This is a genomic window from Altibacter sp. HG106 (genome assembly GCF_028561755.1).
Lineage (GTDB): Bacteria > Bacteroidota > Bacteroidia > Flavobacteriales > Flavobacteriaceae > DFVG01.
In genome coordinates this window covers 40735-64635 of record NZ_JAQQTD010000005.1, presented here as the reverse complement: position 1 = coordinate 64635, position 23901 = coordinate 40735, and the positions used below count along the sequence as shown (strand labels likewise).

The 23901-nt window shown below is 44.1% G+C and carries 24 protein-coding genes; 13 read left to right on the top strand and 11 right to left on the bottom strand.

The window, feature by feature from the left end; translation table 11 throughout:
• The first annotated feature begins 43 nt into the window (after window positions 1–43).
• Entirely contained in the window at window positions 44–481 is a 438-nt protein-coding gene (locus tag PO830_RS09480) for a COG2426 family protein (RefSeq protein ID WP_442870101.1), read from the top strand.
• Here the strand turns inward: PO830_RS09480 and PO830_RS09475 are convergent.
• Both PO830_RS09475 and PO830_RS09470 read right to left on the bottom strand, forming a co-directional pair.
• Entirely contained in the window at window positions 478–1179 is a 702-nt protein-coding gene (locus PO830_RS09475; protein ID WP_272853321.1) for a response regulator transcription factor, read from the bottom strand. The genes PO830_RS09480 and PO830_RS09475 overlap by 4 nt on opposite strands.
• Window positions 1172–2437 carry a sensor histidine kinase gene (locus PO830_RS09470; protein WP_272853320.1) on the bottom strand — a complete coding sequence of 422 codons (1266 nt, stop codon included), beginning with the start codon at window positions 2435–2437 and terminating at the stop codon, window positions 1172–1174. The genes PO830_RS09475 and PO830_RS09470 overlap by 8 nt, the downstream gene beginning before the upstream one ends.
• Before the next feature lie 393 nt (window positions 2438–2830).
• Here PO830_RS09470 and PO830_RS09465 point away from each other — a divergent pair, with 393 nt between their 5' ends.
• Window positions 2831–3967 carry a hypothetical protein gene (locus PO830_RS09465; RefSeq protein ID WP_272853319.1) on the top strand — a complete coding sequence of 379 codons (1137 nt, stop codon included), beginning with the start codon at window positions 2831–2833 and terminating at the stop codon, window positions 3965–3967.
• Between the two features lie 11 nt (window positions 3968–3978).
• Here the strand turns inward: PO830_RS09465 and PO830_RS09460 are convergent, their stop codons facing one another.
• Both PO830_RS09460 and PO830_RS09455 read right to left on the bottom strand, forming a co-directional pair.
• A complete protein-coding gene (locus PO830_RS09460) occupies window positions 3979–5526 on the bottom strand; it encodes a sodium/proline symporter (RefSeq protein WP_272853318.1) in 1548 nt (515 codons plus the stop codon).
• A gap of 2 nt (window positions 5527–5528) precedes the next feature.
• Window positions 5529–6914 (bottom strand): pyridoxal phosphate-dependent decarboxylase family protein, encoded by a 1386-nt coding sequence (locus PO830_RS09455; RefSeq protein ID WP_272853317.1) that lies wholly within the window; start codon window positions 6912–6914, stop codon window positions 5529–5531.
• 116 nt (window positions 6915–7030) lie between these two features.
• On the opposite strand from PO830_RS09455, the gene PO830_RS09450 reads away from it, so the two are divergent.
• The 5 genes from PO830_RS09450 (at window position 7031) to PO830_RS09430 (ending at window position 12085) form a co-directional block, all read left to right on the top strand.
• The gene (locus PO830_RS09450) at window positions 7031–7561 is read left to right on the top strand and encodes a cysteine dioxygenase (protein WP_272853316.1); all 531 of its coding nucleotides are present in this window, start codon (window positions 7031–7033) and stop codon (window positions 7559–7561) included.
• 87 nt (window positions 7562–7648) lie between these two features.
• Window positions 7649–8104, top strand: coding sequence for a (2Fe-2S)-binding protein (locus PO830_RS09445; RefSeq protein ID WP_272853315.1), 456 nt, complete (start codon window positions 7649–7651; stop codon window positions 8102–8104).
• Between the two features lie 46 nt (window positions 8105–8150).
• Window positions 8151–10409, top strand: a complete 2259-nt coding sequence (locus PO830_RS09440) for a xanthine dehydrogenase family protein molybdopterin-binding subunit (RefSeq protein ID WP_272853314.1) — start codon at window positions 8151–8153, stop codon at window positions 10407–10409.
• A 55-nt stretch (window positions 10410–10464) separates the two neighbouring features.
• Complete coding sequence (locus PO830_RS09435; RefSeq protein ID WP_272853313.1) at window positions 10465–11484, top strand: XdhC family protein; 1020 nt, start codon at window positions 10465–10467, stop codon at window positions 11482–11484.
• Window positions 11477–12085 (top strand): nucleotidyltransferase family protein, encoded by a 609-nt coding sequence (locus PO830_RS09430; RefSeq protein ID WP_272853312.1) that lies wholly within the window; start codon window positions 11477–11479, stop codon window positions 12083–12085. Before PO830_RS09435 ends, PO830_RS09430 begins: the two co-directional genes overlap by 8 nt.
• Here PO830_RS09430 and moaA read toward each other — a convergent pair.
• The 7 genes from moaA to PO830_RS09395 are packed head-to-tail and all read right to left on the bottom strand — an operon-like array spanning window position 12069 to window position 17651.
• Window positions 12069–13076: a GTP 3',8-cyclase MoaA gene (gene moaA / locus PO830_RS09425; protein WP_272853311.1), complete on the bottom strand. Its 1008-nt coding sequence runs from the start codon at window positions 13074–13076 to the stop codon at window positions 12069–12071. The two genes, PO830_RS09430 and moaA, sit on opposite strands and share 17 nt — an antisense overlap.
• The gene (gene moaCB, locus PO830_RS09420; RefSeq protein ID WP_272853310.1) at window positions 13073–13978 is read right to left on the bottom strand and encodes a bifunctional molybdenum cofactor biosynthesis protein MoaC/MoaB; all 906 of its coding nucleotides are present in this window, start codon (window positions 13976–13978) and stop codon (window positions 13073–13075) included. Before moaCB ends, moaA begins: the two co-directional genes overlap by 4 nt.
• A 2-nt stretch (window positions 13979–13980) precedes the next feature.
• Entirely contained in the window at window positions 13981–14421 is a 441-nt protein-coding gene (locus PO830_RS09415) for a molybdenum cofactor biosynthesis protein MoaE (RefSeq protein WP_272853309.1), read from the bottom strand.
• Entirely contained in the window at window positions 14418–15479 is a 1062-nt protein-coding gene (gene moeB, locus PO830_RS09410; protein WP_272853308.1) for a HesA/MoeB/ThiF family protein, read from the bottom strand. Before moeB ends, PO830_RS09415 begins: the two co-directional genes overlap by 4 nt.
• Window positions 15476–15709, bottom strand: coding sequence for a MoaD/ThiS family protein (locus PO830_RS09405; protein ID WP_272853307.1), 234 nt, complete (start codon window positions 15707–15709; stop codon window positions 15476–15478). Before PO830_RS09405 ends, moeB begins: the two co-directional genes overlap by 4 nt.
• A 1-nt stretch (window position 15710) precedes the next feature.
• On the bottom strand, window positions 15711–16454 hold the full coding sequence (locus PO830_RS09400) for a sulfite exporter TauE/SafE family protein (protein ID WP_272853306.1): 744 nt from the start codon (window positions 16452–16454) through the stop codon (window positions 15711–15713).
• A 9-nt stretch (window positions 16455–16463) separates the two neighbouring features.
• Entirely contained in the window at window positions 16464–17651 is a 1188-nt protein-coding gene (locus PO830_RS09395; RefSeq protein ID WP_272853305.1) for a molybdopterin molybdotransferase MoeA, read from the bottom strand.
• 141 nt (window positions 17652–17792) lie between these two features.
• On the opposite strand from PO830_RS09395, the gene PO830_RS09390 reads away from it, so the two are divergent.
• From PO830_RS09390 to PO830_RS09365, 6 genes are all read left to right on the top strand, one after another.
• Window positions 17793–18383, top strand: a complete 591-nt coding sequence (locus PO830_RS09390) for an SET domain-containing protein (RefSeq protein ID WP_272853304.1) — start codon at window positions 17793–17795, stop codon at window positions 18381–18383.
• Between the two features lie 123 nt (window positions 18384–18506).
• Window positions 18507–19529, top strand: coding sequence for a DUF4198 domain-containing protein (locus PO830_RS09385; RefSeq protein ID WP_272853303.1), 1023 nt, complete (start codon window positions 18507–18509; stop codon window positions 19527–19529).
• A 2-nt stretch (window positions 19530–19531) separates the two neighbouring features.
• Window positions 19532–20212, top strand: a complete 681-nt coding sequence (locus PO830_RS09380; protein ID WP_272853302.1) for a HupE/UreJ family protein — start codon at window positions 19532–19534, stop codon at window positions 20210–20212.
• A gap of 390 nt (window positions 20213–20602) precedes the next feature.
• On the top strand, window positions 20603–21808 hold the full coding sequence (locus PO830_RS09375; RefSeq protein ID WP_272853301.1) for an SIR2 family protein: 1206 nt from the start codon (window positions 20603–20605) through the stop codon (window positions 21806–21808).
• Window positions 21808–23595 carry an ATP-binding protein gene (locus tag PO830_RS09370; protein WP_272853300.1) on the top strand — a complete coding sequence of 596 codons (1788 nt, stop codon included), beginning with the start codon at window positions 21808–21810 and terminating at the stop codon, window positions 23593–23595. Before PO830_RS09375 ends, PO830_RS09370 begins: the two co-directional genes overlap by 1 nt.
• Window positions 23596–23598: 3 nt before the next feature.
• Window positions 23599–23811 carry a KTSC domain-containing protein gene (locus PO830_RS09365; RefSeq protein WP_272853299.1) on the top strand — a complete coding sequence of 71 codons (213 nt, stop codon included), beginning with the start codon at window positions 23599–23601 and terminating at the stop codon, window positions 23809–23811.
• The last annotated feature ends 90 nt before the right edge of the window (window positions 23812–23901 follow it).

Genomic DNA, 23901 nt, shown 5'->3' with positions numbered 1-23901 from the left:
GCAGTTCAAAAAAGTACCTGTGTTAAAAGATACTATCATCGCAATGCTGTGGAGTGTCTCTCCTTTCGGAGAGGCCAAGGTGGGTATTCCATATGGGCTGTTCAACGATGTGAACATTTATCTCGTGTTTGTTGTGTGTTTTGCGGCGAATGTACTTGTATTTCCCATCATGAAATATTTTCTCCATAGCATCAACACCTATTGTCTTCGGTGGTATTTTTATAAAAAAGCTGCCTTATGGGTCGCGAGACGCGCCAAAGTGGGGTCGGCCGATAAAATCAAAAAGTACGGGTTTTGGGGATTGATGTTTTTCGTATCCCTGCCCATTCCTGGTACGGGAGTGTATGCCGGAACGATTGCGGCCTATCTCTTTAATTTTGAGACTAAAAAGGCGTTCCTGGCCAATACGATAGGCATCTTTATCTCTTCCGTTATTGTGTGGAGCACTACCTTGGCCACCATGGAAGGCATCGCCGCTTAACCATTCTCTACTTTCAAAATAAAACCGCTGTTGTGAACATTTTCGATAGATACCGCAGGGTCTTCTTCTAGGTATTTGCGCAGTTTTGAAATAAAAACATTCAGACTTTTTTTGTTGAAATAATCGTTTTTCCCCCAGATGGAAGTGAGTATTTGTTGATAGCTGCACAATTCATTGGGGTGAGCCGCAAGTAGGGCTAGGATAGCCGTTTCTCGTTTCGTGAGGGATTGCGATTGTTCCTGAAAGACTAGTTCTTGTTTACGCGGAAGAAGTACATATTGTCCAATAGCGTAATCGTTGTTGATTTTTTTAGGTCCTTCCGCACCGATTCTCGCCAATAACGTTTTGATTCGTACTACTAACTCTTCCTCGTCTATTGGTTTCTTCAGATAATCTACGGCTCCGGCGGCAAACCCTTTCAGCACATCCACCTTAAGTGAGCGAGCGGTAAGAAAAAGGAACGAGAGCTCGGGGCGCTGTTCTTTAATTTTTTCAGCGAGGGCAAACCCGTCGCTATCGGGAAGCATCACATCGAGAATAGCGAGATGAAAATGACCTTCTTGCAGTTTTTTCAAGGCATCCGCTGCGGTGGGTGACCAGGTAACAGAAAAACCATTCATTTTTAGATATTCCGAAAGGAGGTACCCCACCGTTTTATCGTCTTCTACTAATAGTAATGTGTGGGTGTTATTACTCATGGATTGGAATTCTTATAATTACCGTTGTACCTCGTTGCAGCTCACTTTGTAGCTTCAAAGTGCCATTGTGTTTTTTAATTACTTCTTTCACGTAACTGAGTCCTAAGCCGTAGCCGGATACCCTATTCTGACTCTCTTGAGAACCTCTGTAATATTTTTGAAATACTTTTTTCTGTTCTGAAACTGAAATCCCCGGACCTTCATCCGTTATTGCAATCGTAAGATGATTTCCTATAATGTTTGCCGCTAATGAAATGGCACTTTCCTGCCCGTATTTCTTAGCATTGTCTAAGAGATTCTGAAGCGCATTTTCCAAATGTACCGGTTCTGCTTTAATTGGAAACGCTTCCTTGGAAAGGGAATAGTGAAAGGGAATATTCTCTAGGGCTGCCATAGCCTTAAAGGTAGTACACACGGCTTCTATATTGGGTTTGAAATCGACAACTATGAGATTAAAATACCGCTTCCGTGATTCAATTCGAGCCAGGTCCAATACTTTTTCGATATGCAGCTTAAGGCGTTCTGTTTGTTGTCGAATACTCTGAATGACAGGTTCCTGGGCTTCCGAAGCATCTTTTTGAAGCAATTTCGTCGCAATCCCAATCGCAAATACCGGCGTTTTCAATTCGTGTGTTAGATTATTGATAAATTCATTCGTAGTGGTGATGATCTTTCGCTGCCAATAAAACGATCGAAGTACCCAGATAACCACTAAAATAATGATGAGACTAAAAAGCAAGCCTGGAATGATCAGGCCGTTAAGTTGAAAGAGAAAATAACGATTCAGGGCCACAAACTGCAATTCGAGATACACTTTTTGTCCGAGTCTCTCAGGTAAATATCCGCTAAGCTCAAAGGTGTAGGCGTTAACACCTTCGGCCAGATCAATTTCTCTAGGGGCTTTTAGGTAATAGGTACTGTCTCGGGTAAACAATCGGTAGGAATGTGTTGCTTCAACCCCCTTTTCATTCAATCGTTGCGTAACAAAGTCATCTAAAAAATGTCGGGAGGCATCTGCCAGACTATCGCTACTCAGTTTAAAGTATTGGGTGTTATTTGTAAGACCTTGTGCCAGTAAAAACGTGAGTTGGTTTTGAGTTTGCAGGTCTTCTTGCATGGCAGCGCCCGCCTCAGCGATCTTTCGGTCGAATTGAACTTTCGCTAAATTTAAAGAGATGCGCAGATATTGGTATTGGATGACAAACAACCCCAAGACCGAAATCACAAAAAGAACGATATAAATAGTTTTCCGATTCACCGAGTGCTATATTACCAAAAAATTAGCGAATCCAGCGATCTTAAACTTTGCTTAACCTTTTTAGTTTTTTCTTACACCTTTTAAAGTCTTCTTAGTCGGAACTGCGCCAGCAAGCGAGTACTTTAGCAATGTAATAACGAATAAGAATGATTTAAACATCGTTATCATAAGATTTCTAGATTTAATTTAGCAATACAATCAACGGAAATTGGTTCTTGGAAAAAACAGCGCTCTTTTAGCAGGGGCGCTGTTTGGTTTTTAGTACCCCTCGTCTTTCTGTCCTTAGTGTCTTCATAGTCTTTTTAATCTTGTCTTTCTTTTTTTAAAGCATCCTTAAACTTTCGGTCTCGTTTCCTGACTTAGTTTAGCGGGAACAACCAACCTTATTTCAATATGAAACGCTCTATTTTTTTTAGCTTATTATGTGTTAGCTTATTTTCAACAATATCACTCTACGCTCAGGGCTGTGTGGCCATCCGTCATTTTTCCTGTAGCGTCGGAAATCAATTGGAAAACAATCTTCTGAACGAAGGGAGTTTTCAAATTGGACTCAATTATCGGTATTTTCGATCGTTTCGACACTTTCGCGGTACCGAAGAAGAACCCGATCGGGTAACCAATAATACCGAAGTGGTTAATAATGCGCATGCCTGGGACCTCAGTTTGAACTACGCCTTATCCAATCGCTGGTATGCGGGAATGACGATTCCGACGGTCATCAATACACGATCTTCATTATATGAGCATGGTCGCGAGGAGCGGAACATGACTTTCAGTCGGGGTTTAGGTGATATTCGTTTGGGAGTTGGCTATTGGTTCTTTGACCCTGTAGCACATACCAATGGTAACCTAGCCGTAGGTTTGGGCGTAAAACTACCCACCGGAAACTTCAATGCCACCGATATTTTTTATAACGTTGGGGTAGATGGCAGTCCGCAAGTACGCCCCGTGGATCAGTCAATTCAACCTGGAGACGGTGGATTTGGAGTGACCGTCGATTTTCAACTCTATCAACAGATCGCTCCTCAGTTTTTTGCATATGCCGGAGGTTTTTATCTTATAAACCCGCGTGAAACGAACGGGGTGCGTACCTTTCGTGAAACGTTGAGCCCCATCCTACAGAACGAAGCCATCATGTCGGTTCCCGATCAATTTTCAGTCCGTGCCGGCGCGAGTTATTCGTTTTCTACCACATGGGCGGCGTCGCTGGGGGCGCGTTATGAGGGTATTCCGGTAGAAGATCTCGTAGGGGGAAGTGAAGGTTTTCGTCGCCCCGGAAATGTATTATCTATAGATCCAGGCATTTCGTTTATGCGCTCCAATGTTTCCTTGAATCTAAACGTTCCCATTGCGTTACGTCGTGAACGCCCGCAGAGTGTAACCGATATTGAAACGAGTGAGGTGACAGGAGAATTTAGGAATGGTGATTCGGCCTTTGCCGATTATTTGATCAATTTTGGTATTGCCTACCGTTTTCCCGCTAAGAAAACAGCCACCATAGAAAAAAAGACGGACGTTGATTTCGACTAAGACCAAATATATTAGGATTCCGTTTTTTCAGAAGCGATCGCTTGCTGTGCAGTGGTATCATTGCTGTCGTCTTTCGTATTTTGGTCTGGATATACTTTAGAGAATACCCAGGCCATAATCATCGATATTAGGAAGGAAGGCGCAAGCACGTCCAGCTGCACAAAATACGGACCGATGCCTTCCATACCCTGTACTACAAACTTGAAGATAGGAACGCAGAGAAAACCGGCGATCATGGCAGCGATGGCACCTGTTTCTGAAAGTCCTTTCCAGAAAAGCGTCAATATAATAACCGGGCAGAAGGAGGCGGCAATGCCAGACCATCCAAAGATAATAAGCCAAAATACCGTATGGTTGGGAGCTACAACAGCAATAACCATGGCGATGATCAAGGCAACAAAGGCCATGACAAGCGTTACTTTGCGAGAAAGTGGCGCTAAGGCCTCATCTTTCAGGTCGGGTCTAAAGATCTTCTGATAGAAATCACGAGTAATGGCACTGGAAGCGATCACTAAAAGTGAATCGATGGTCGACATGATGGCAGAGAGCACGATGGCTACATAAATAGCTACCACGATATAGGGCAAAAAGTTTTCGGTCATGATATTCAAGACGCTTTCGGCTCCGGTCCCTAGAATTGCTTCCGGATCTTGCCCGCTTTCCGTAAAGATAATACGGGCTAAAATACCGATGGTAACCGCTGCCGCATCGGTGAGCAATGTAAACAATACCGCGACCCATTTTCCCTTGTCGATCTGTTTTTCGCTCTTAATAGACATAAATCGAACATACACTTGTGGAGAGCCCAAGAATCCGAGTCCGATCATAGCGAAGCCTAACATGGTGGCGATGTTCATCCAAACATCGGTACTGGTTCCCCAAACTTGGGTGAGTGCCGGGTCGATAGATTGTAAGCCTTCTATGATTCCGGTCCCGCCATCCATACTGAAAAAAACAACGATGGGAAGCATTACCAACCCGATGAACATCATGAGGCCTTGAAACAAATCAGACCAAACTGCTGCGACAAACCCACCGATAAAAATGTAGGAGAGTACAATCAAAAACCCGATGATAGCTCCCCAATAATAGTTCATATCCATCATGGTCTCAAAGGCCTTTCCGGTGACATCAATTTGGGAACTCACATAGATCACCACAAAAATGGAAAGAATCGTAGATGCGAGGATCCGAAGGGTCTTGGTGTTACTTTTAAAATGACTTTCCAGATAATCGGGAACCGTAATAGCATTGTATTCATCCGATTTTCGCTTGAACTTCTTGGCCATAAACCACCAAGAAATGGCGACGCCCAGAACTTCCCCAACCACCACCCAATAAGTGGATAGGCCGAAAAGCGCTCCCATTCCTGTGAGACCAATTAACAACCATCCCGATTCCCCGGTGGCACGAGCAGAAAAGGCAACGGCCCAATAGCCAATTTTCTTTCCGCCTACATAAAAATCACTCATGCTCTTGACACGTCGGGAAGCTACGATACCAATTCCAAATAATATGGCCACGTAAAGTCCTAGTACAACAAGCTTAGTGATATCCATATTTAGGAATTTGCGGGTTCTGCTAAAAGACTTTGATGTTGCTCGACAAACTGTTCTAAGGTTTGAAAGAAGTGAAGAATGTCTTCTTTTTCATTTTGAGCATTGATGGTCACCAGGCGTATAAATTCTTCCGTTCGAAAAGAGCCGTACCCTACTAAGAGTGCTTCTTGTTCGTAGAGGGCTGTACACAGCACACGTGCCGGAATGTTTTTATAGTTAAAACAAATAGAAATGGACTCTTCATAGCTGTAGAGTGTATAATCTTCGTTGTTTCGAATGTATTCCCGCGCTACATCTGCCAGATAAAATTGATGGTCCACAATGTTCTGTAAGCCATTTGTACCGACACTTTTCCATAGGGTCCAGAACTTCAACGCGTCATTGCGTCTTCCACACTGCAGTGAGGTTTTTCCCAAGTTGAATTCATCGTGATCGGTTTGATAAAGATAGCTGGCATCATTTGAGAACGAATTGTACAGGTGCTTCTTATCCTTAACCACAATAATAGAGCAGGAGAGGGGCGTACCAATCATTTTATGAGCGTTGAAGCTGAAAGAATCTACTTGAGAAACCCCTTTAATAAGATGTTTATAGGTGTCGCTGAACATTACCGAGCCACAATAAGCACCATCTACGTGAAGCCACATCTTGTGTTCATCACATATGGCGCGCAAGGGCGGAATCGCATCAAAGGCACCAAGAACCGTTGTACCTGCCGTGGCATTCACCATAATGGGCGTAAACCCTTTTGCAATATCTTCGGAAACTAAAGCCGCCAGGGCGTCTGCATTCATCTGTCCAAAATCGTTGGTAGGTACATACCGAACCTGATCTCGGCCTATGCCTGAAAAAGCAGCATTCTTTGGAATGCTATAATGTGATTCTGACGACGTATACACCGTCATTTTCTTCTGAATACCCTGATACGGTGTCGCACTGTCTACAGCATCCCGCGCCATCACCATTGCCATGTAATTGGTCATAGAACCTCCCGGGGCCAGAGTTCCATCCGACTGTGCATCCCAGTCGAGCAGCTCGCATACCTTCCGAAGCACTACCTTTTCTACACCAATTTGAGGTCCGGCTGCCTTATAGGTATACATACTATTATTCAACAGGACCGCAAGAAGTTCTCCTAAGACGGCCTTTTCGTTCCGTCCGCCAAACAACTGATTAAAAAAGGCGCTCGTAGCTGTACGTGGTGTCTTAAAAACGAGTTCCTGTAAGGCTTCTTCAAAGACTTCTTCGGAAATCCCTTCCTTTTGAAGGGAGAGATCGAGCGCATCATACAGCGTATCAGCAGGTATAAAATCGGCTACCGGATGTGTTGCTTCGTCTTGTAAAAGAGCCGTCGCAAGTTTTTGAAATTGTTGCAGGGTATCTCGCATGAAGAATTGTAATTTTGTGGTTCGCTATTTTTTGTTATATTGACTAGAACGCATGTATAGTACGTTCTTTTATCGTAAATAACAAAAGTACGCATACATATTTGTAAAAACCACCTATGACACCCATCACTTCCGTAGATCAACTTATTGAATGTTTTGAAGAAGCAGCCCCTTCCGAACAGGTTCGAATTCTGAAACGAATGCAGATTCCTATTGAAGAGTTTGAGGCCTTTGCTTCCTGGGAATCCGGTACCTACACGCGAAATTGCGTGACCAGAAGCGAACATTTTGAATTTATTTTGCTGTGTTGGGATCAAGGCGCACAAACAGGAATTCACGATCACTCAGGTCAGAATTGCTGGGTGTGTCAATTGCAAGGAAGCCTTGCGGAAGTGCGCTACGAAGAAAAGGACGGTAATCTTACACCGAGCGCAGAAAGTAGCTTAGCCCCCGGAACTATCAGTTTTATGGATGACAGTATGGGATACCACACCTTGGAAAACCCTACGCAACAACGGGCAATGACGCTACATGTGTATGTGAACCCCATTGATTCCTGTCGTATTTACAACGAAGAAAAAGCGTGTTTCGAGACGTCCGAAATGGAATACCATACCGAGCCCGTTCAGAACGCCCAGGCCAGTTAATCCCCCAATTATTTAGAATACTTCTGAATTAGATTGCCTTTCAAAAAGCAGCGTTTTATTCATTATCTTGAATAAAATTTCTTCTTTATGGCAGTATTTACCTTGAATATCAATGGAAAGCAGCAAAAAGTGGATGTCGATCCTTCCACGCCCATGCTTTGGGTATTGCGAGATGAGCTACATCTAGTAGGTACCAAATACGGCTGTGGTATCGCTCAATGCGGTGCCTGCACCATACACGTAGATGGCGATGCGGTGCGCTCGTGCCAGTTGCCGGTGTCTTCTATGGGCGACTATGAAATTACCACCATTGAAGGCCTTTCCGAGAATGCCGATCATCCTGTGCAAAAGGCGTGGTTAGAACACGATGTGCCGCAATGCGGTTATTGTCAGGCCGGACAGATCATGTCGGCCGCGTCCTTACTAAAAAGAAGTCCAAATCCTTCCGACGAAGAAATTGAAAGCACCATGAATGGTAATATTTGCCGATGTGGCACGTATACGCGCATCAAAGCGGCGATTAAAACGGCCGCGGGGCAGTAGTAGTACCTTCTTCAATACAGTAATAAAGCATTAAAACAAATACGATATGAGTAGTTCAAAAGTTGCGATGGGACGTCGATCGTTTATCAAGAGTGTTTCTCTTGCAGGCGGCGGCATGGTGATTGGGTTTAGTTGGCTGGCCTCTTGTAAACAGAAAGAGGCGCATGTGGCCGTGGCTCAGGAACTTCCGAAGGAATGGTTCGGAATGAACGGATTTCTGAAGATCGGAGATAACGGATTGGTCACTATTTATTCGCCCAATCCAGAGATCGGCCAAAATGTAAAGACCTCTATGCCGATGCTGGTTGCTGAAGAACTCGATATCGATTGGGGGGATGTGATCGTAGAACAAGCGCCGTTAAATACCGACCTGTTTACGCGTCAATTGGCTGGGGGAAGCCAGTCTATCCGTCAGGGATGGGAGTCGCTTCGAACGGCGGGAGCCACCGCGAAACACTTATTAAAGCAAGCGGCGGCAGACGCCTGGCAAGTACCCATGTCTGAAATTACTACCGAAAATGGAACGCTTTCACATGCGGGAACAGGAGCGTCGGCCGGTTATGGCGAAATGGCAGCAGCTGCGGCGCAACTGGAGATTCCTGAAGAAGTGCCCCTTAAAGAGAAAAGTGATTTTAAGATCATCGGGACGTCCCGAAAAAATGTTGACGGAACCAAGATCGTAACAGGACAACCGTTATACGGACTCGATATTCAGCGGGATGATATGTTGATCGCCATGGTGGTGCACCCACCCGCCTTTGGAATGCAACTAAAATCCCTGGATGCTTCCGAAGCGAAAAACATGCCGGGCATCAAAGATGTTCTTACAGTCGATACGTATTCTGAAGATCAAAAGAGAAGTGCTTTTGATACCAGTGCCTTTACAAAACTCGTAGTGGTAGTGGGAGAAAGCACCTGGCAAGTGATGCAAGCCAAAAAAGCCGTGAAGGCCGAATGGGAACTGGCTCCGGATATTGAAAATGAAATGAACATTTTTGGTCGAACCATGACCGTTAATCATCCGGCCGGACTTGAAAATACAAAAACCCATACCTCACAAATGGTAGATATGGGGCCGCAACGCGCTGAAATCGTGCGAAAGGACGGAGATCCCGAAAAGGCGTTCAAAAATGCAGCAAAAGTGGTGGAACGCAGCTATAGTTGTCCGTTTTTAGCGCACAACCCGATGGAGCCTATGAATTTCTTTGCGAATGTAACCGCCGATCATGCTGAATTGGTCGGACCCATACAAACGCCGGAATTTATGGAGCAAAGTGTGGCAGAGCGTCTCGGACTCCCACTCGAGAAGGTCGATATAATGATGACTCGCATGGGTGGTGGCTTTGGAAGAAGGCTCTACGGACATTTTCTGGTAGAGGCCGCGGTGATCTCACAACAAATGAACGCTCCCGTCAAGCTGGTATATACCCGAGAAGACGATATGACGCATGGAACCTATCGGCCGGCGTATCGCGCTACTTACAAAGCCGCCTTGGACGAAAACAATGAATTGATTGGTTTTCATGTGATCGCAGGAGGTATTCCAGAGAGTCCATTGGCTGCCAATCGCTTCCCAGCCGGGGCTGTGGATAATTATTTGGCAGAATCGTGGGCCATCGAGTCCAACATTACGACTGGGGCTTTTAGAGCGCCTCGATCAAACTTCATCGCAGGCGCAGAACAGTCCTTTTTAGATGAATTGGCCGAGATTGTTGGAAAAGACCCTATACAATTCCGTTTAGACTTGTTACAGCGTTCTATCGATACCCCCGTGGGGGAGAATAATGACTATGACCCATTGCGCTATAAAGGTGTCTTAGAATTGGTGCGAGACAAATCGGGTTGGAACAATCAAGATGCTTCCAAAAATCGGGGTGTTTCTGCCTATTTTTGCCATAATTCTTACGTAGCGCAAGTCTTGGATATTGAGATGGAAGGCGATAAGCCGGTCGTTCAGGATGTGTATTGCGCGATTGACTGCGGAATTGTCGTAAATCCTGATGCGGCTTCTAACTTAGCGGAAGGAGGGATCGTAGATGGAATTGGACACGCTATGTACAGTGCCATCACCTTTAAGGATGGAAAACCGGAACAACAGAATTTTGATCGCTACCGACTTATCCGTCATTCCGAAGCACCCAAACGTATTCAGGTAGATTTTGTTCAAAATGACATTGATCCCACCGGCTTAGGAGAACCACCTTTTCCACCCATCATGGGCGCGCTCGCCAATGCCATGTACAAAGCGACGGGTAAGCGATACTACGACCAACCCTTTAATGCTCCACAACCAGTAATAGGATAAACAATCGCTTTAATTGTTTAATGTTATAAAGCTTTTAATCAGTATATTATAAAATATGACACATGAGTTAAAAGCGATCATTGAAGCGGCTATTTCCTGGCAACAACAAGGTCATTCGTTAGTATTGGCTACAGTGGTGAAATTGGAAGGATCTTCTTATCGAAGACCTGGGGTTCGCATGCTTTGGAATGACAAGGGTGCCTCTGTGGGTGCCGTGAGCGGAGGCTGTGTGGAAAAGGAAGTATTTCGTCAGGCAGCGTCGGTTTTTGAAACCGGGATTCCCAAAATGATGACGTACGATGGTCGCTATCGATTGGGCTGTGAAGGAATTCTGTATCTGTTGTTAGAACCTATCTTCGTATCTCAGGAATACCATTCACGCTTCCAGGCTCAGATCAAGGCCAGAAAACCATTTCATGGCGTTACCTACTTTCAATCGTCTATTGAAAACAAAGGCGCACCCATGGGCACGATTCTTCAGATAGGAGAAGAGATGATTCCCTTGCATCCCGCATTCCGCTATCAGGAAGCCGATGCTTCCATTAGATTTACCCAGAAATTCGCGCCCTTATTCCAGTTGTACATTTTTGGAGCAGAACACGATGCGTCACAACTAAGTAGCATGGCATCACAACTAGGGTGGGAAGTACATATCATAGCGGCTCCTGATGAACAAAAAAACCTCGAATTCTTTGAAGGCGCTACGAGTATAACGACACCATTGTACGCAGCGTTAGATACGAGTGTATTTGATTCGCAAACTGCAGTGGTGCTTATGACGCATAGCTTTCAGAAGGATCTGCAATACGTAATGGCGCTAGAAGAAGCCCGTCCTGCCTATCTTGGTCTGTTAGGGCCTATTCATCGAAGAGAACGATTATTGTCGGAACTCATCGAAATGAAACCTGAGATTGAAAGTGATTTTATCGACCGGATCCATGGTCCGGCTGGACTCAATATTGGGGCTGAGAGCGCTTCGGAAATTGCTGTGTCCATTCTTTCTGAAATCCTGTCGGTGCTTCGTGAGCAACACCCGATGCCGCTTCAGGATAAAATGGGCGCAATTCATGAATAATATTGCAGTGCTGCTGATGGCAGCTGGAGGTTCCTCACGAATGGGGCAACCGAAACCTTTGCTTCCGTGGCATCAAACTACCTTGATCGAACATCAGCTTTCGGTATTACAGCAACTATCGGACAAAGTGTTTGTGGTGCTTGGAGCGCATTCCGAAGGGATTGTTCCTGTCCTTTCTAATTATTCCGTAGAAACAGTGATCAACGCTACGTGGAAGCAGGGCATGGGACGAAGTATTGCCCTTGGGGTTGAAAAAGCCGTAAAAACGCATCCCGAGATTCAGGGAATCTTGATCGCGCTGGTCGATCAGCCGCTAATAGGTATGGAACACTTTAAGCAACTACTTTCCGAATTCAAACCCGATGCCCAACAGATTATCGTTTCAAAAGAGCGGGAAGCGGACTGGTGGGGTGCCCCGGTACTTTTTGATCGCCATTTTTTTCCGGAACTACAAACCCTGTCAGGTGATACAGGCGCTAAGAAGCTTTCGATGAAATATACCCACTCGTTAGTATTGGTGCCTTGTGACACCTCTTTGGAAGATATGGATACGCCTGAGGCCTATCACCGACTCAAAGAAAGGGCTAGCCGCCAATCCTGATCATACTTCGATTTTTGTGTTGTGTAACATCCTCGAAATCCTCCGGACGATTGAGTCCGCCTCGCATCGCATGCTTTTTCATCACCGCATTGTGAATGACGGGACGAATATCTTCTCCCGCCCGAAAGGGAGTCAACAGATCACTTTCCGAATCGGAAAACAAACAGTTTTTTAGTTGTCCATTGGCCGTGAGTCGCAGCCGATTGCAACTATCACAGAAGGGGTTGGTTACAGTGCTGATAATTCCGAAGAACCCCTCAAAACCTCGAATCTTATAGTTTTTGGTAGTGTCATTGGGCGCATCCTGCAACCTAAGGACGGTTTCGCTTCCGAAGTGCGTCTTGACAACGCTCATAATATGTTGGTAGGAGATGGTCTTGGTTCGATTCCAGGCATTTCCTTCAAAGGGCATGAACTCAATAAACCGAACACTTATCGGGTTTTCCTTTGTAAATTCTAGGAAGTCGATGATCTCGTCATCGTTGACCCCTTTCATCAATACCACGTTGATTTTTACTTGGAACCCATGATCCAGCAGTAGCATTAGATTCTCGTACACCTTCTCGAAATCATTTCGAAAGGTGATTTTTTTAAATTTATCGGCGCTCAGCGTATCCAAACTGAGATTGATGGTGGTTACTTCGCATTCTTTGAGAAGATCGAGATGGCGATCGATGATAACGCCATTAGTAGTAAGCGTGCATTTAATCGGTAAGCTGCTCAATTTTTGCAGTAATTCGGGGAAATCTTTACGCACCAGCGGCTCTCCGCCTGTAAGTCGGATTTTCGTAACCCCTTCCTGCACGAATAGCGAAGCCATCTGAAAAATCTCTTCGGCGGACATCAAATGCTTCGAGGGAGTGAGCGGTACGCCTTCCTGCGGCATACAATAGGTGCAACGCAAATTGCATTTTTCCGTCAAGGAAATACGCAGATAGGTGTGCTTTCTTCCGAAAGAATCGGTCAAGATATGTGCTCCTGTTGCACTCAATGACTGCCTCCTTCCGCAATATGAAAGATGTGAAACACAGCCGGCAACAAGGCCTGTAAGGATTCCTGGGCGCCTTTGGTAGATCCCGGAACCGCCAACACCAGGCTATTCCCTATCATACCGGCGACACTGCGTGACAGCATCGCTAACGGCGTGCGTTCTTGTCCGTAGCGCCGGATCACCTCTTCAATTCCCGGAACCGGGCGTTCAATAAGGGGCTGCAGGGCTTCTGGAGTAATATCCGTAGGAGATAGTCCGGTGCCGCCCGTAAAGATGATCAAAGGTATTTTTTTAGTTACACATTGCGTTGCTTTTTCTTGAATGCCATCGTGATCATCCGGAATGACGCTATAGTCTTCAATAGCAACTTCGTGCGCTTCAAGTAATGCCACCAGGGCTTGTCCCGAGCGGTCTTCATTTTTTCCTTCGGAAATAGAATCGGAACAAACAATGACGGCAGCTTTCAAATGGGCGCCACTACTGTTGAGATCCGATTTCCCACCGCGTTTTTCAAGGAGTTTGATATGTTGAATTTCAACACCTTTGTCAATGGGTTTCAGCATGTCGTACATATTGAGCGCTACAATGCTGGCACCGTGCATGGCCTCTACTTCCACACCGGTTTTATAAATGGTCTTCACCGTTACTTTGATGTCAATTTCCAGTCCGCGTATCGTATATTCTATGGAAGTCGCTTCGATGGGCAGCGGATGACAATCGGGGAGGAGCTCAGGTGTTTTTTTAACGCCTAGCAGTCCGGCGGCTTTGCTCATGGCAAACACATCCCCCTTGGGAACGGTTCCCTGTTCAATGGCGTCAATAGTGGCATGCCGACTTACCTTGACGGTGGCTTGCGCGATCGCAATGCGTAGGGTATTTTGTTTTTGTGTGATGTCTACCATAGTTAGTTATTGACTTTCCATTGATGGGTAGCATCTTCAAAAATCTCTTTTCCGAAGATGGGTACTTTTGCTTTGATCTCATGGACCAACACTTGAAGGGCTTCAAATACATCGTTGCGGTGCGCTCCTGAGACAAAGACAAAAAAGCACAGTTCGCCGGTCTTCACTGTACCGATACTATGATAAATGTGCATACAGTGCAGGTTAAAGCGTTGGAACATGGCTTCTCGAATATCATGACATACCTGATTGGCCATCTCGCGTTGGGCTGTAAACTCTATCGCCGTTACCTCTTTTCCATCGATGGTATCGGCGCGTACCTGCCCTAAAAAGATGTCATGGGCACCGATGCCCGTCTTTGACTGATGATTCGCAATCGAAGTGGCGATCTTTTCAGGGGAAATAGCCCCTTCTGTAAATATATCTTTGATGTTTTTCTTCATGTGTTTTTCGCTAACCACTGTTGTAATTCCGCTGCGCCTTCTCGTAGGCTGTAACAGTTTGCCATTCCCCTGGCAAGATGCTCGTCGGTGGCGTTTCTGCTTCGGACGCCTGTTTGGCAGAAGAACACTTTTTTAGTTCCGTTTTTTATTCTTTCGGAAACCGTTGTATCCTTTAGTCGGATGACGTTCTCTTCGGTGATCTTCGGAAGCTCATGTGCCTCTCGAACATCTACCCAAATGATGGGTTCTTCTAAGCTCATTTCTTGCAACGACAGCGTTGGTGTTAAGATACAATCTTGCGTCTGAACGGGCACAATATTCGGTCGATTTTTCACGATTTCTATTTCGGAAGGTCGCTTCTGAATCTTCCAAAGATGCTGATGGTGGGTACGGGTATCGTATTGCAACAAGGTTCCAGAAAGTACGTTTCCCAACCCCAGAATCATTTTTAACACCTCGGTGGCTTGTAAGGTGCCAATGAGTCCGGGCAACACTCCTAAGACCCCAATATCGTTGCAATTAGGAACTTCTCCCGGTTTGGGAGGCTTCGGAAACAGGCAGCGGTAGGAGGGACCTCCTTCATAATTAAAAACAGCTACCTGCCCTTCAAATTTATAGAGCGACCCAAATACCATGGGTTTTCCGAGGCGAACACAGGCATCATTGAGGGTGTAGCGGGTCACGAAATTATCAGAAGCATCCACCACAATATCGTAGGCTTTACAAAGGGATTCTGCATTTTGAACATTGAAGTCGGTATTATGCGCAACGAACTCGATTTCAGCATTCATTTGCTGCAATCGCTTGATAGCACATAGAACTTTCGGGGTTCCCACATCGGCTTCGGTGTAGAGCACTTGCCGTTGTAAGTTGGATACCGAAACCACATCAAAATCGACGATTCCGAGGGTTCCCACCCCGGCTGCTGTTAGGTATTGCAGCACCGCACAACCGAGTCCGCCTGCTCCCACTACCAATATCTTGGCTTCAGCGAGCTTTTGTTGGCCCTCGAGACCGATTTCCGATAGGCTGATATGTCGGGCGTAGCGTGGGTTCATCCTCCAGAAAATGGCGGGAAGACATCTACGATCCCTTCCGCAATGGGGTCATGCCCCGAAATTATAGTATTGTTTTGCGCCAGTTGGAAGGTGTTTCCCACCAGGGTAGGATGCAAGGTGAGTACTTCCGAAGCAAGATCGGCTGCCGTTAGCGCCTCGGTGTGCACCGACTCGGTCGCTCGTTTCAAAACTTCGGTGAGTTTTCCGTGGTAAATAAGTTGTACTTCCATGTTAGAACAAGATAAGCTTTATTGAGGCGGTTGTCAATACCAGCGCTAAGAAGTATTCTAAAAAACGAGCGTTCCATTTTTTGCTACCCAAATAGCTACCCGCCATGCCGCCAATTACAGCCATTACAACCATTACGGCTGCTATAGGTTCTAAGGTAATGCCGCTGCTGAACTGTCCTAACAAGCCGGCCGCCGAATTCACCCAGATAAACAAGGCCGACACGGCTGCGGCTTCTTTCATATTGCCCCAGTGCAGCAGCAGAATGAGCGGTGTGAGGATGATCCCACCGCCAATACCGATAAGTCCGGAGAAAAACCCCACCAAGACACCGGCGATCAGCGCCTGATAGAAAATGATCTTTTTCGCAGAAGCGGTTGCTTCGGATGTGGGCCAAAGCATGCGAATAATGGCAAAGAGTAAGAGAACCCCTAAAATGCGTTTATACAGGACCGGTTCTACCGTAAGCATTCCGCCTAAAAAGGCCGCCGGCACCGATCCTAAGGCAAAGGGAAGGAATAATTTTTTTCTAAAATGCCCGGCGCGATAATAGTGATAAAAGGCAATACCCGCAACGAACAAATTGAGTAGCAAGGCCGTTTGTTTCATCATTACATTCGGGAAATTGAAGAGCGCCATCAACGCTAAGTATCCACTGGCACCGCCATGCCCCACGCTAGCATACATAAAGGACACCAACGGAAGGAGCAACAAAAAATAGAGTAATAAAGAAGTTTCCATGTCCATTTAGCGAGCTTAGTAGGTAAGATTGGGTAATAGGAGCGTGGTAACCATACTTCCTTTTGTGATGCGCGTAGTATCCTCCGGAACATACACCAGCGCATTGGCATGGGCAAAACTTAGGATCATAGAAGAATGCTGTCGGTCTAAAATAGTAACGCCTTCGTTGTGCACGAGCGCTTTTAAAAACAAGGCTCTGCCAAAAGGGTTTTCGATGGCTTCGGTAACGGGAAGTTGAACTCGTGGGAGTCCGATTCGCGTTGCGCCTTGCCATTGTTGCAGAGCGGGCCACACATAGTTATAAAAGCAACTGAGGCTAGAGGCGGGGTTTCCAGGCAGGGCAAAGACGTATTTCTTTTCTTTGGTTCCGAAATAAAGCGGCTTACCCGGTTTTTGTTTCACCTTATAAAACACTTCGGTGACACCTAGTTTGGCCAAGGCGGTACCTACGAAGTCGTAATCACCCATCGAGATACCGCCGGAAACTAATAACACATCACTTTGTTTCAGGGCGTTATGGATCGCCTTGGTAGTAGCTTCGAGGGTATCTTGAACGTGCGCCACCGAAACCGGCTGAAGGCCCAATTGCTGTAAGGCTGTGGTAAGCAAAGCACTATTGCTCTCGTATACCTGCCCCGATCGCAGCGGAACTCCCGGTGATATCAATTCGTTGCCGGTAACGAGGACGGCGACCCTGGGTTGTTTCGCGACCGATACTTCGGTAATGCCCAAACTGTGTAACAAGGCAATGGTGGAGGGGTTGAGGGTATGGCCGTGTTCCAAACAGCGCTCCCCTTGTTGGATCTGTTGGCCTATGGGTCGGATATTTTGATGATGTTTTTGACGTTCTGAAATGCGTAGGGTCGAATTCGCTACGGAAACTTTTTCTTGCATGATCACAGCTTCGGCGGTACCGGGAACCTGCGCTCCCGTGAAAATACGCACCGCTTCGCCGGGGTTCAACTCATAATGAGCGGCATCTCCGGTTTGAATTTCACCTATGACTTGAAATTCGGTTCGATCGATTCCGCAGACAGCATAGCCATCCATAGACGATTGCGGAAAGGGGGGAAGCGACAAAGGCGCTACAATGTGGGTTGCGAGTACCCGTTGGGACGCTTCCGCTACCGAAATTACTTCCGTTTCAGAGAATGCTTGTACGGTATCTTTAATCTTTTGAAGGGCTTCAGCAACAGAGATCATAGGCAAGAGTTACGTCTCGAAGATAGCAAAAAGGGGTCGGAAAAATAATTTCCGAAGCGCTTACTTTTTTGATATTCCAATAGATTTATTTAGTACATTTCGTAGTACTAAGCGCTTGCATTACAACGGGCGCGCCTACCTATGATACATCCTCATACCGAATTACAATTCATCAATAAAGAGATTGGCTATGGCGTGGTCGCCACCCAAAAAATTCCCGCAGGAACCATCACCTGGGTATTAGATTCGCTAGATCGTGAATTTACACCCTTAGAAATTCAAAACCTGGATCCGCTGTACCAGCAGATCTTAGATATTTATACCTTCCGAAACAATCAGGGCAACCACGTGTTGTGTTGGGATAACGGCCGCTACGTGAACCACAGTTTTAATGCGAATTGTTTGACCACGGCATACGACTTTGAGATCGCCATCCGCGATATTGAAGTAGGCGAACAACTTACCGACGATTACGGCTATTTGAATATTTCGGAACCCTTCCGCGCCAGCGATGAAGGTACCAAGCGGAAAACCGTCTATCCGGACGATCTTGTGAAATACTATAAGGTGTGGGACCTAAAGATCGCCAAGGTGTTTCCGAAGCTCACCCAGTTAGAACAACCCTTGTCGCATCTCATTCCGAAGTCCACCTGGGAAACCGTAACCAGGGTCATTGCCGGGAAGGAAGCCATTGAATCTATCCTCAACAATTATTACGATCCGACGAAGTAGGACGTCTGCTGAAAAACAAACCATCGGTGGATTTTTACCGTATATAGGCTAGAAAAGGTTGTGAATGCTTCGGAAATATTCGAAATTTACGGCAACAACCTGATACGCACTAAAAACCAACTCATGAAAAAGACGCTCTTCGGATTATTTGCTGTACTGCTGTTATGTAGTCATGATATGTTCCTAAAACTGGATGATTACTTTTTGGCTCCCCAAGAGGAGGCCAGCATTCAGCTTTTCAACGGAACCTTCGATAAAAGTGAGAACGTCATTGACCGCAATCGAATGCTAGACGTAAGTTTGGTAGGCAATGGAACCCGTACCGCGGTAGATTCTACGCAATGGACCGAACGCGATAGCATTACCTTTTTGAATTTTACCACCGGAAATCCGGGTACCTGGGTGGCCGGAGTGTCTACCAGGCCACGCGATATCGCGCTAGATGCCGAGGCGTTCAACAGTTATCTGGAACACGATGGGGTGCTCGACATGTTGGCCTACCGAAAGGAGAACAATTTGATGGAGCAGGATGCGGTAGAGAAATACTCCAAGCATGTAAAGACCTTATTTCAGGTAGGGGATACGGTGTCCACCGACTGGAAAACCGTCTTGGGCTATCCGATAGAGTTTGTTCCTATGGGCAATCCGTATGCGGTGCATCCGGGGCATTCGTTGTCGGTGCAACTGCTATTCGACGGAAAACCCCTGGCCGATCAATCGGTGTATTTAGGAATGGATACCTCAGGCGATACAGAAGCGACCAACGCCACGCATAGTCATGATGGCGGAAAACCCCACACCCACGGCAACGAGACACCAGACCATACCCATACTACTCCCAACGAACTACGTACCAATGCCGATGGAATGATCAATTTTGAGCTTTCCTCCAAAGGAGTGTACCATTTACGCACCATCTATATGACCGAATCGGAAGAAGAAGGCCTCACCCACGAATCGAATTGGGCGACCTTAACCTTTGCGGTGGGAGATGGCATCGCTAATCATTCGCACGAGAATGACGGAACCCATGAACATGGAGACGAAACGCATACACATGACGACGGTTTTCCTTCTTACATTTTCTGGATCGCCAGTATTTTGGTACTCGGAATCCTCTTCTTTGTGTTTACCCGTAAAAAATAAGCATGACGCAAAAGGCGCCAAAATTCCTGCTGTTCTTCTTGTTACTATTGCCGCTCACCGCCTGGGCGCATGGGGTAAGTTCGGGCGATCAGGAGATTTTAAACAATGGCGGACTGCTAGCGTACATTTGGGTTGGGGCCAAGCATATGGTAACCGGCTATGATCATTTGTTGTTTTTAGCCGGAGTGATCTTTTTTCTGAAAGGATTTCGGGATATCCTCAAATTTATCACCGTGTTTACCATCGGGCACTGTATTACCTTGGTAGGCGCGACCTATCTTGAAATACAAGTCAACGAACACATTATCGATGCTATCATTGCACTGAGTGTGCTGTACAAAGGGTTTGAAAACCTAAATGGCTTCCCGAAGCTAATACACACCAAAGCCCCTAATTTGTTGTTGATGGTGTTTGTATTCGGACTCATACATGGACTGGGACTTTCCACTCGGTTACAAACCTTTGATATGGGCGCCGAGCAGTTTCTATTGAAAATCCTCAGTTTTAATGTAGGGGTAGAGTTGGGGCAGATCGCTGCTTTGATCCCTATAATTTTTGTAATCACGCGCTGGCGTGGCAAGAAACACTACGATGCGTTCTACAAAGCCGCTAACTGGTATTTAATTCTTGCCGGGCTGGGACTGTTTGTGTATCAGGTGTATCATTATTTTCAGAACGTATAAAATTCGCAACATGCGAGTTTGCCGAAGTTTTTACACCGCTTATCGAAAAGTAAGTAGGTAAAAGCGTTAGTAGTTGCAATTTCTTCTATCTTGTAGGAAATCTCCCCGAAATAATTATAAAAAAGTAGGTTCTGTTATCTGGTGGTGTTTGCTGGATAAAAGGAATTTGGGAAATGATATTAAACGTTGTACACAAGCTCTGAAAAGCCAACCGCACAAACATCACATTTGGTTTTTCCAACCGCAAAACCCAACGCTGAAAAAACCAAAAGAACTGTTTTATTCCAACACTCGAATGAGAATGAGGATATCCGCACTTTAATAAACTGATTATGAATTAATTTAGCTAAATTGAATTACATAAAAAATCAAAATCGAATTTTATAGAAAATGTCAAATACTCACGACCCAATCAAACAAATAAAATTTTTAAGTCAATCCTTATCGAATGATAAAAAACCATTGTCATTTTTTATTTCTGCTGGCTGCCCTTTGGGAGTAAGTATGCCAGAAGACGAATGGCCCTTAATTCCTGCAATTAAGGAATTAAGCCAAAAAGTAAATGCTGAATTAATTAAAGAAGGAAAAGAGAAATTAAGATTTAACGATTTCCTTGAAGAAATTAAAAAAGATTCTAAAGACCACGAGAATATTGAAGCGGTTTTAAGTTTTGCTCGTTCTTTAAAAGATGTGTCTGTTGGTGGAGAAGCAAGAGGATTTACAAACAAAGAGTTAATTGAAATAGAGAAAGAAATTTGCTCATACATTGCTAAATTGATAAATGTTGAACTACCAAAAGATATTACACCTTATCACAAGTTTGCATCTTGGATAGCATCAATAGATAGAGATAAACCAATAGAAATTTTTACTACAAATTATGACCTTTTAATAGAACAAGCTTTAGAAGAAACTTATGTTCCATATTTTGATGGTTTTGTTGGTGCTCGAAATTCGTTTTTTGACCTTCGTGCTATAGAAAGCAATTCTATTCCTCAACACTGGACTAGATTATGGAAAATTCACGGCTCATTGAATTGGTATCAATCCAAAAATGCTGTTCATAGGAGTACAGGAAGTAATATACAAGACCAAGAGTCACATTTGATATTTCCATCTCATCTTAAATATGACCAAAGTAGAAAAATGCCATATTTAGCTTTGATAGACCACTTAACAAATTCAATTAAGTCAGAGCCTGCAATCCTTATAACATCTGGATATTCATTCAATGACGAACATATCAATGATGCTATACTAAACGCCTTAAAGGCAAATCCAACTTCCATTGTTATCGCATTGTTGTTTGGCAAACTTTCAGACTACCCAAGAGCAGAGGAAATAGCGAAACGAAGACCTAATATTAGTCTTTGGGCATTTGATGAGGCAATTATCGGAACCAAAAAGGGAAAATGGGAACCAAGCGATACTTTTGAAAAAGAAGATAATATAGCAGAAGTAGTTAGGAGAATTGAGACCAACGACCCAGAAGATGAACAAAACAAATTAATTTCTTGGGAACTTAAATTAGGAGACTTTGCCAGATTAGGAGATTTTCTACAGGAATTAGTCGGTATCGAAATTGAAGAAAAATAATGAGAAACCAAGCTACTTTTTTAGGAACAATTGAAGATGTTAAAGGCTCAAGCGTCAGAGTTTTATTATCAAATGAATCTCTATCTGGGTTAACTTATATTGATGGTCAAGGTTATAGAATTGGTCAAATCGGAACATTTATAAAAATTCCAATAGGTTTTACTTTATTGTATGGCGTTATATCTCAAGTTGGTGCAAGTTCTGTTCCCGAAAATTTAATTGACCAACAACCTTATGGAAATCGATGGATGACTGTTCATTTAGTTGGTGAAGGAACAACCAAAGGAAATTTTCAACGTGGCATTAGCCAATATCCTACAATCGGCGACGAAGCACATTTAGTATCCGAAAAGGATTTAACTAAAATATATGGAAAAGTATCAGATGTAAATTATATAAAAATTGGAAACATTGCCAGTTCAGAATCGATTCCTGCATTGTTAGATGTCGATAAGCTTGTAACTCGACATAGTGCAATTGTCGGTTCAACAGGTTCTGGTAAATCAAATACTGTTACTTCCCTTCTTAAAGCAATTAATTCTGGTAATTATCCAAAGGCTAAAATCATATTAATTGACCCACATTCAGAGTATCATACAGCTTTAAAAGATTACAGTAAAGTTTATTCGATTGACGGAGACAATCCATTAAAAATACCATATTGGTGTTTGTCATATAATGAATTGGCTTTAATCTTATTTGATAAAAAGCAGGCAACAGATATGCCACAAGATTTAAGATTTCAACAAGAAATTCTCAAGCAAAAAATAGACTTATCATCTAAACTTAAATCTGGTGCAATTCCAGAGAATCAGATAACTGTTAATTCGCCAATCCCATTTGATATCAAAAAAATTTGGTATGAATTATATATTGAGACTTTTGCCACAGTAAACACAAAAGGAGATTTTTCAACCATTGCTTATCAAACAGACGAAGAAGGTAATGAATTAAAAGGTAATAAAGACACATTAGAATTACCGAAATTTCTACCACCAGGAAGTGGAGGAAGTTCGCCATTTATTTATACCCAAAACAAAATATTATCCTCTTACTTAAACAAATTACGAGGTAAACTTTTAGATAATAGGATTGACTTTATTTTCGATACATCTGAATATGATGGTATTAAAAAAGATTTAGACGACCTTTTAAGTGAGTGGATTAATCACGATAAACCAATTACAATACTTGATTTAGGCGGAATACCATTTGATGTTATGGATTTAGCTGTAGGGTTAATTTCAAGGCTTTCTTACGAAACTATGTTTTGGGGAAGGTTTTTAGATGGTATTGGAAGACAAAGACCTATTTTAATGGTTTATGAAGAAGCTCATTCCTATTTACCAAAAGGAGGCAGTAATCAATTTGTTCAAGGGTATTCAACTTCAGCAGTTAGAAGGATTTGCAAAGAAGGAAGAAAATATGGAATTGGAGCATTAATTATCAGTCAACGTCCATCCGATTTAGATTCTTCAATTCTATCCCAATGTGGAACTTTTATTACTTTAAGATTATCAAGTTCTGATGACCAATCAATTATTCGCTCATCCATACCTGACAATTCAAGTGGACTTGCTGATTCACTCCCATCTCTGCGAACTGGAGAAGCAATAGTAATTGGAGAAGCTATAAAAATCCCAAGTCGAGTTCTCATACCATTAATGAAGCCAAGACCCGATAGTAACGATGCTGTCCCATCATTAGAATGGAAGAAAGAACAAATCGAAAATCCTGATTTTGCAAGAGCGGTAAGTAATTGGAGAAAACAAAAAACTAAAGATTAAGATATGGAAATGATACCAGTAGATTCGTCAAACCTGTCTGCGATAGGTTATGATTATGAAACAGCAACTTTACGAATTGACTTTCTCAAAGGAAGAAGTTATGAATATTATGGAGTGCCAGCTGAACTGTACGAAGGATTGTTATCGGCAGGTTCAAAAGGTCAGTATTTGAATATGTATATAAAAAGTGCTGGATTTACTTATTCACCAATCTGAAAACCCAACGCACAAAGCCATACACATTCGCAATTCGTACAAGCCAATGCTCAACTCAAAATTGCAAATGAGTATGTCTTTCGCCAACTC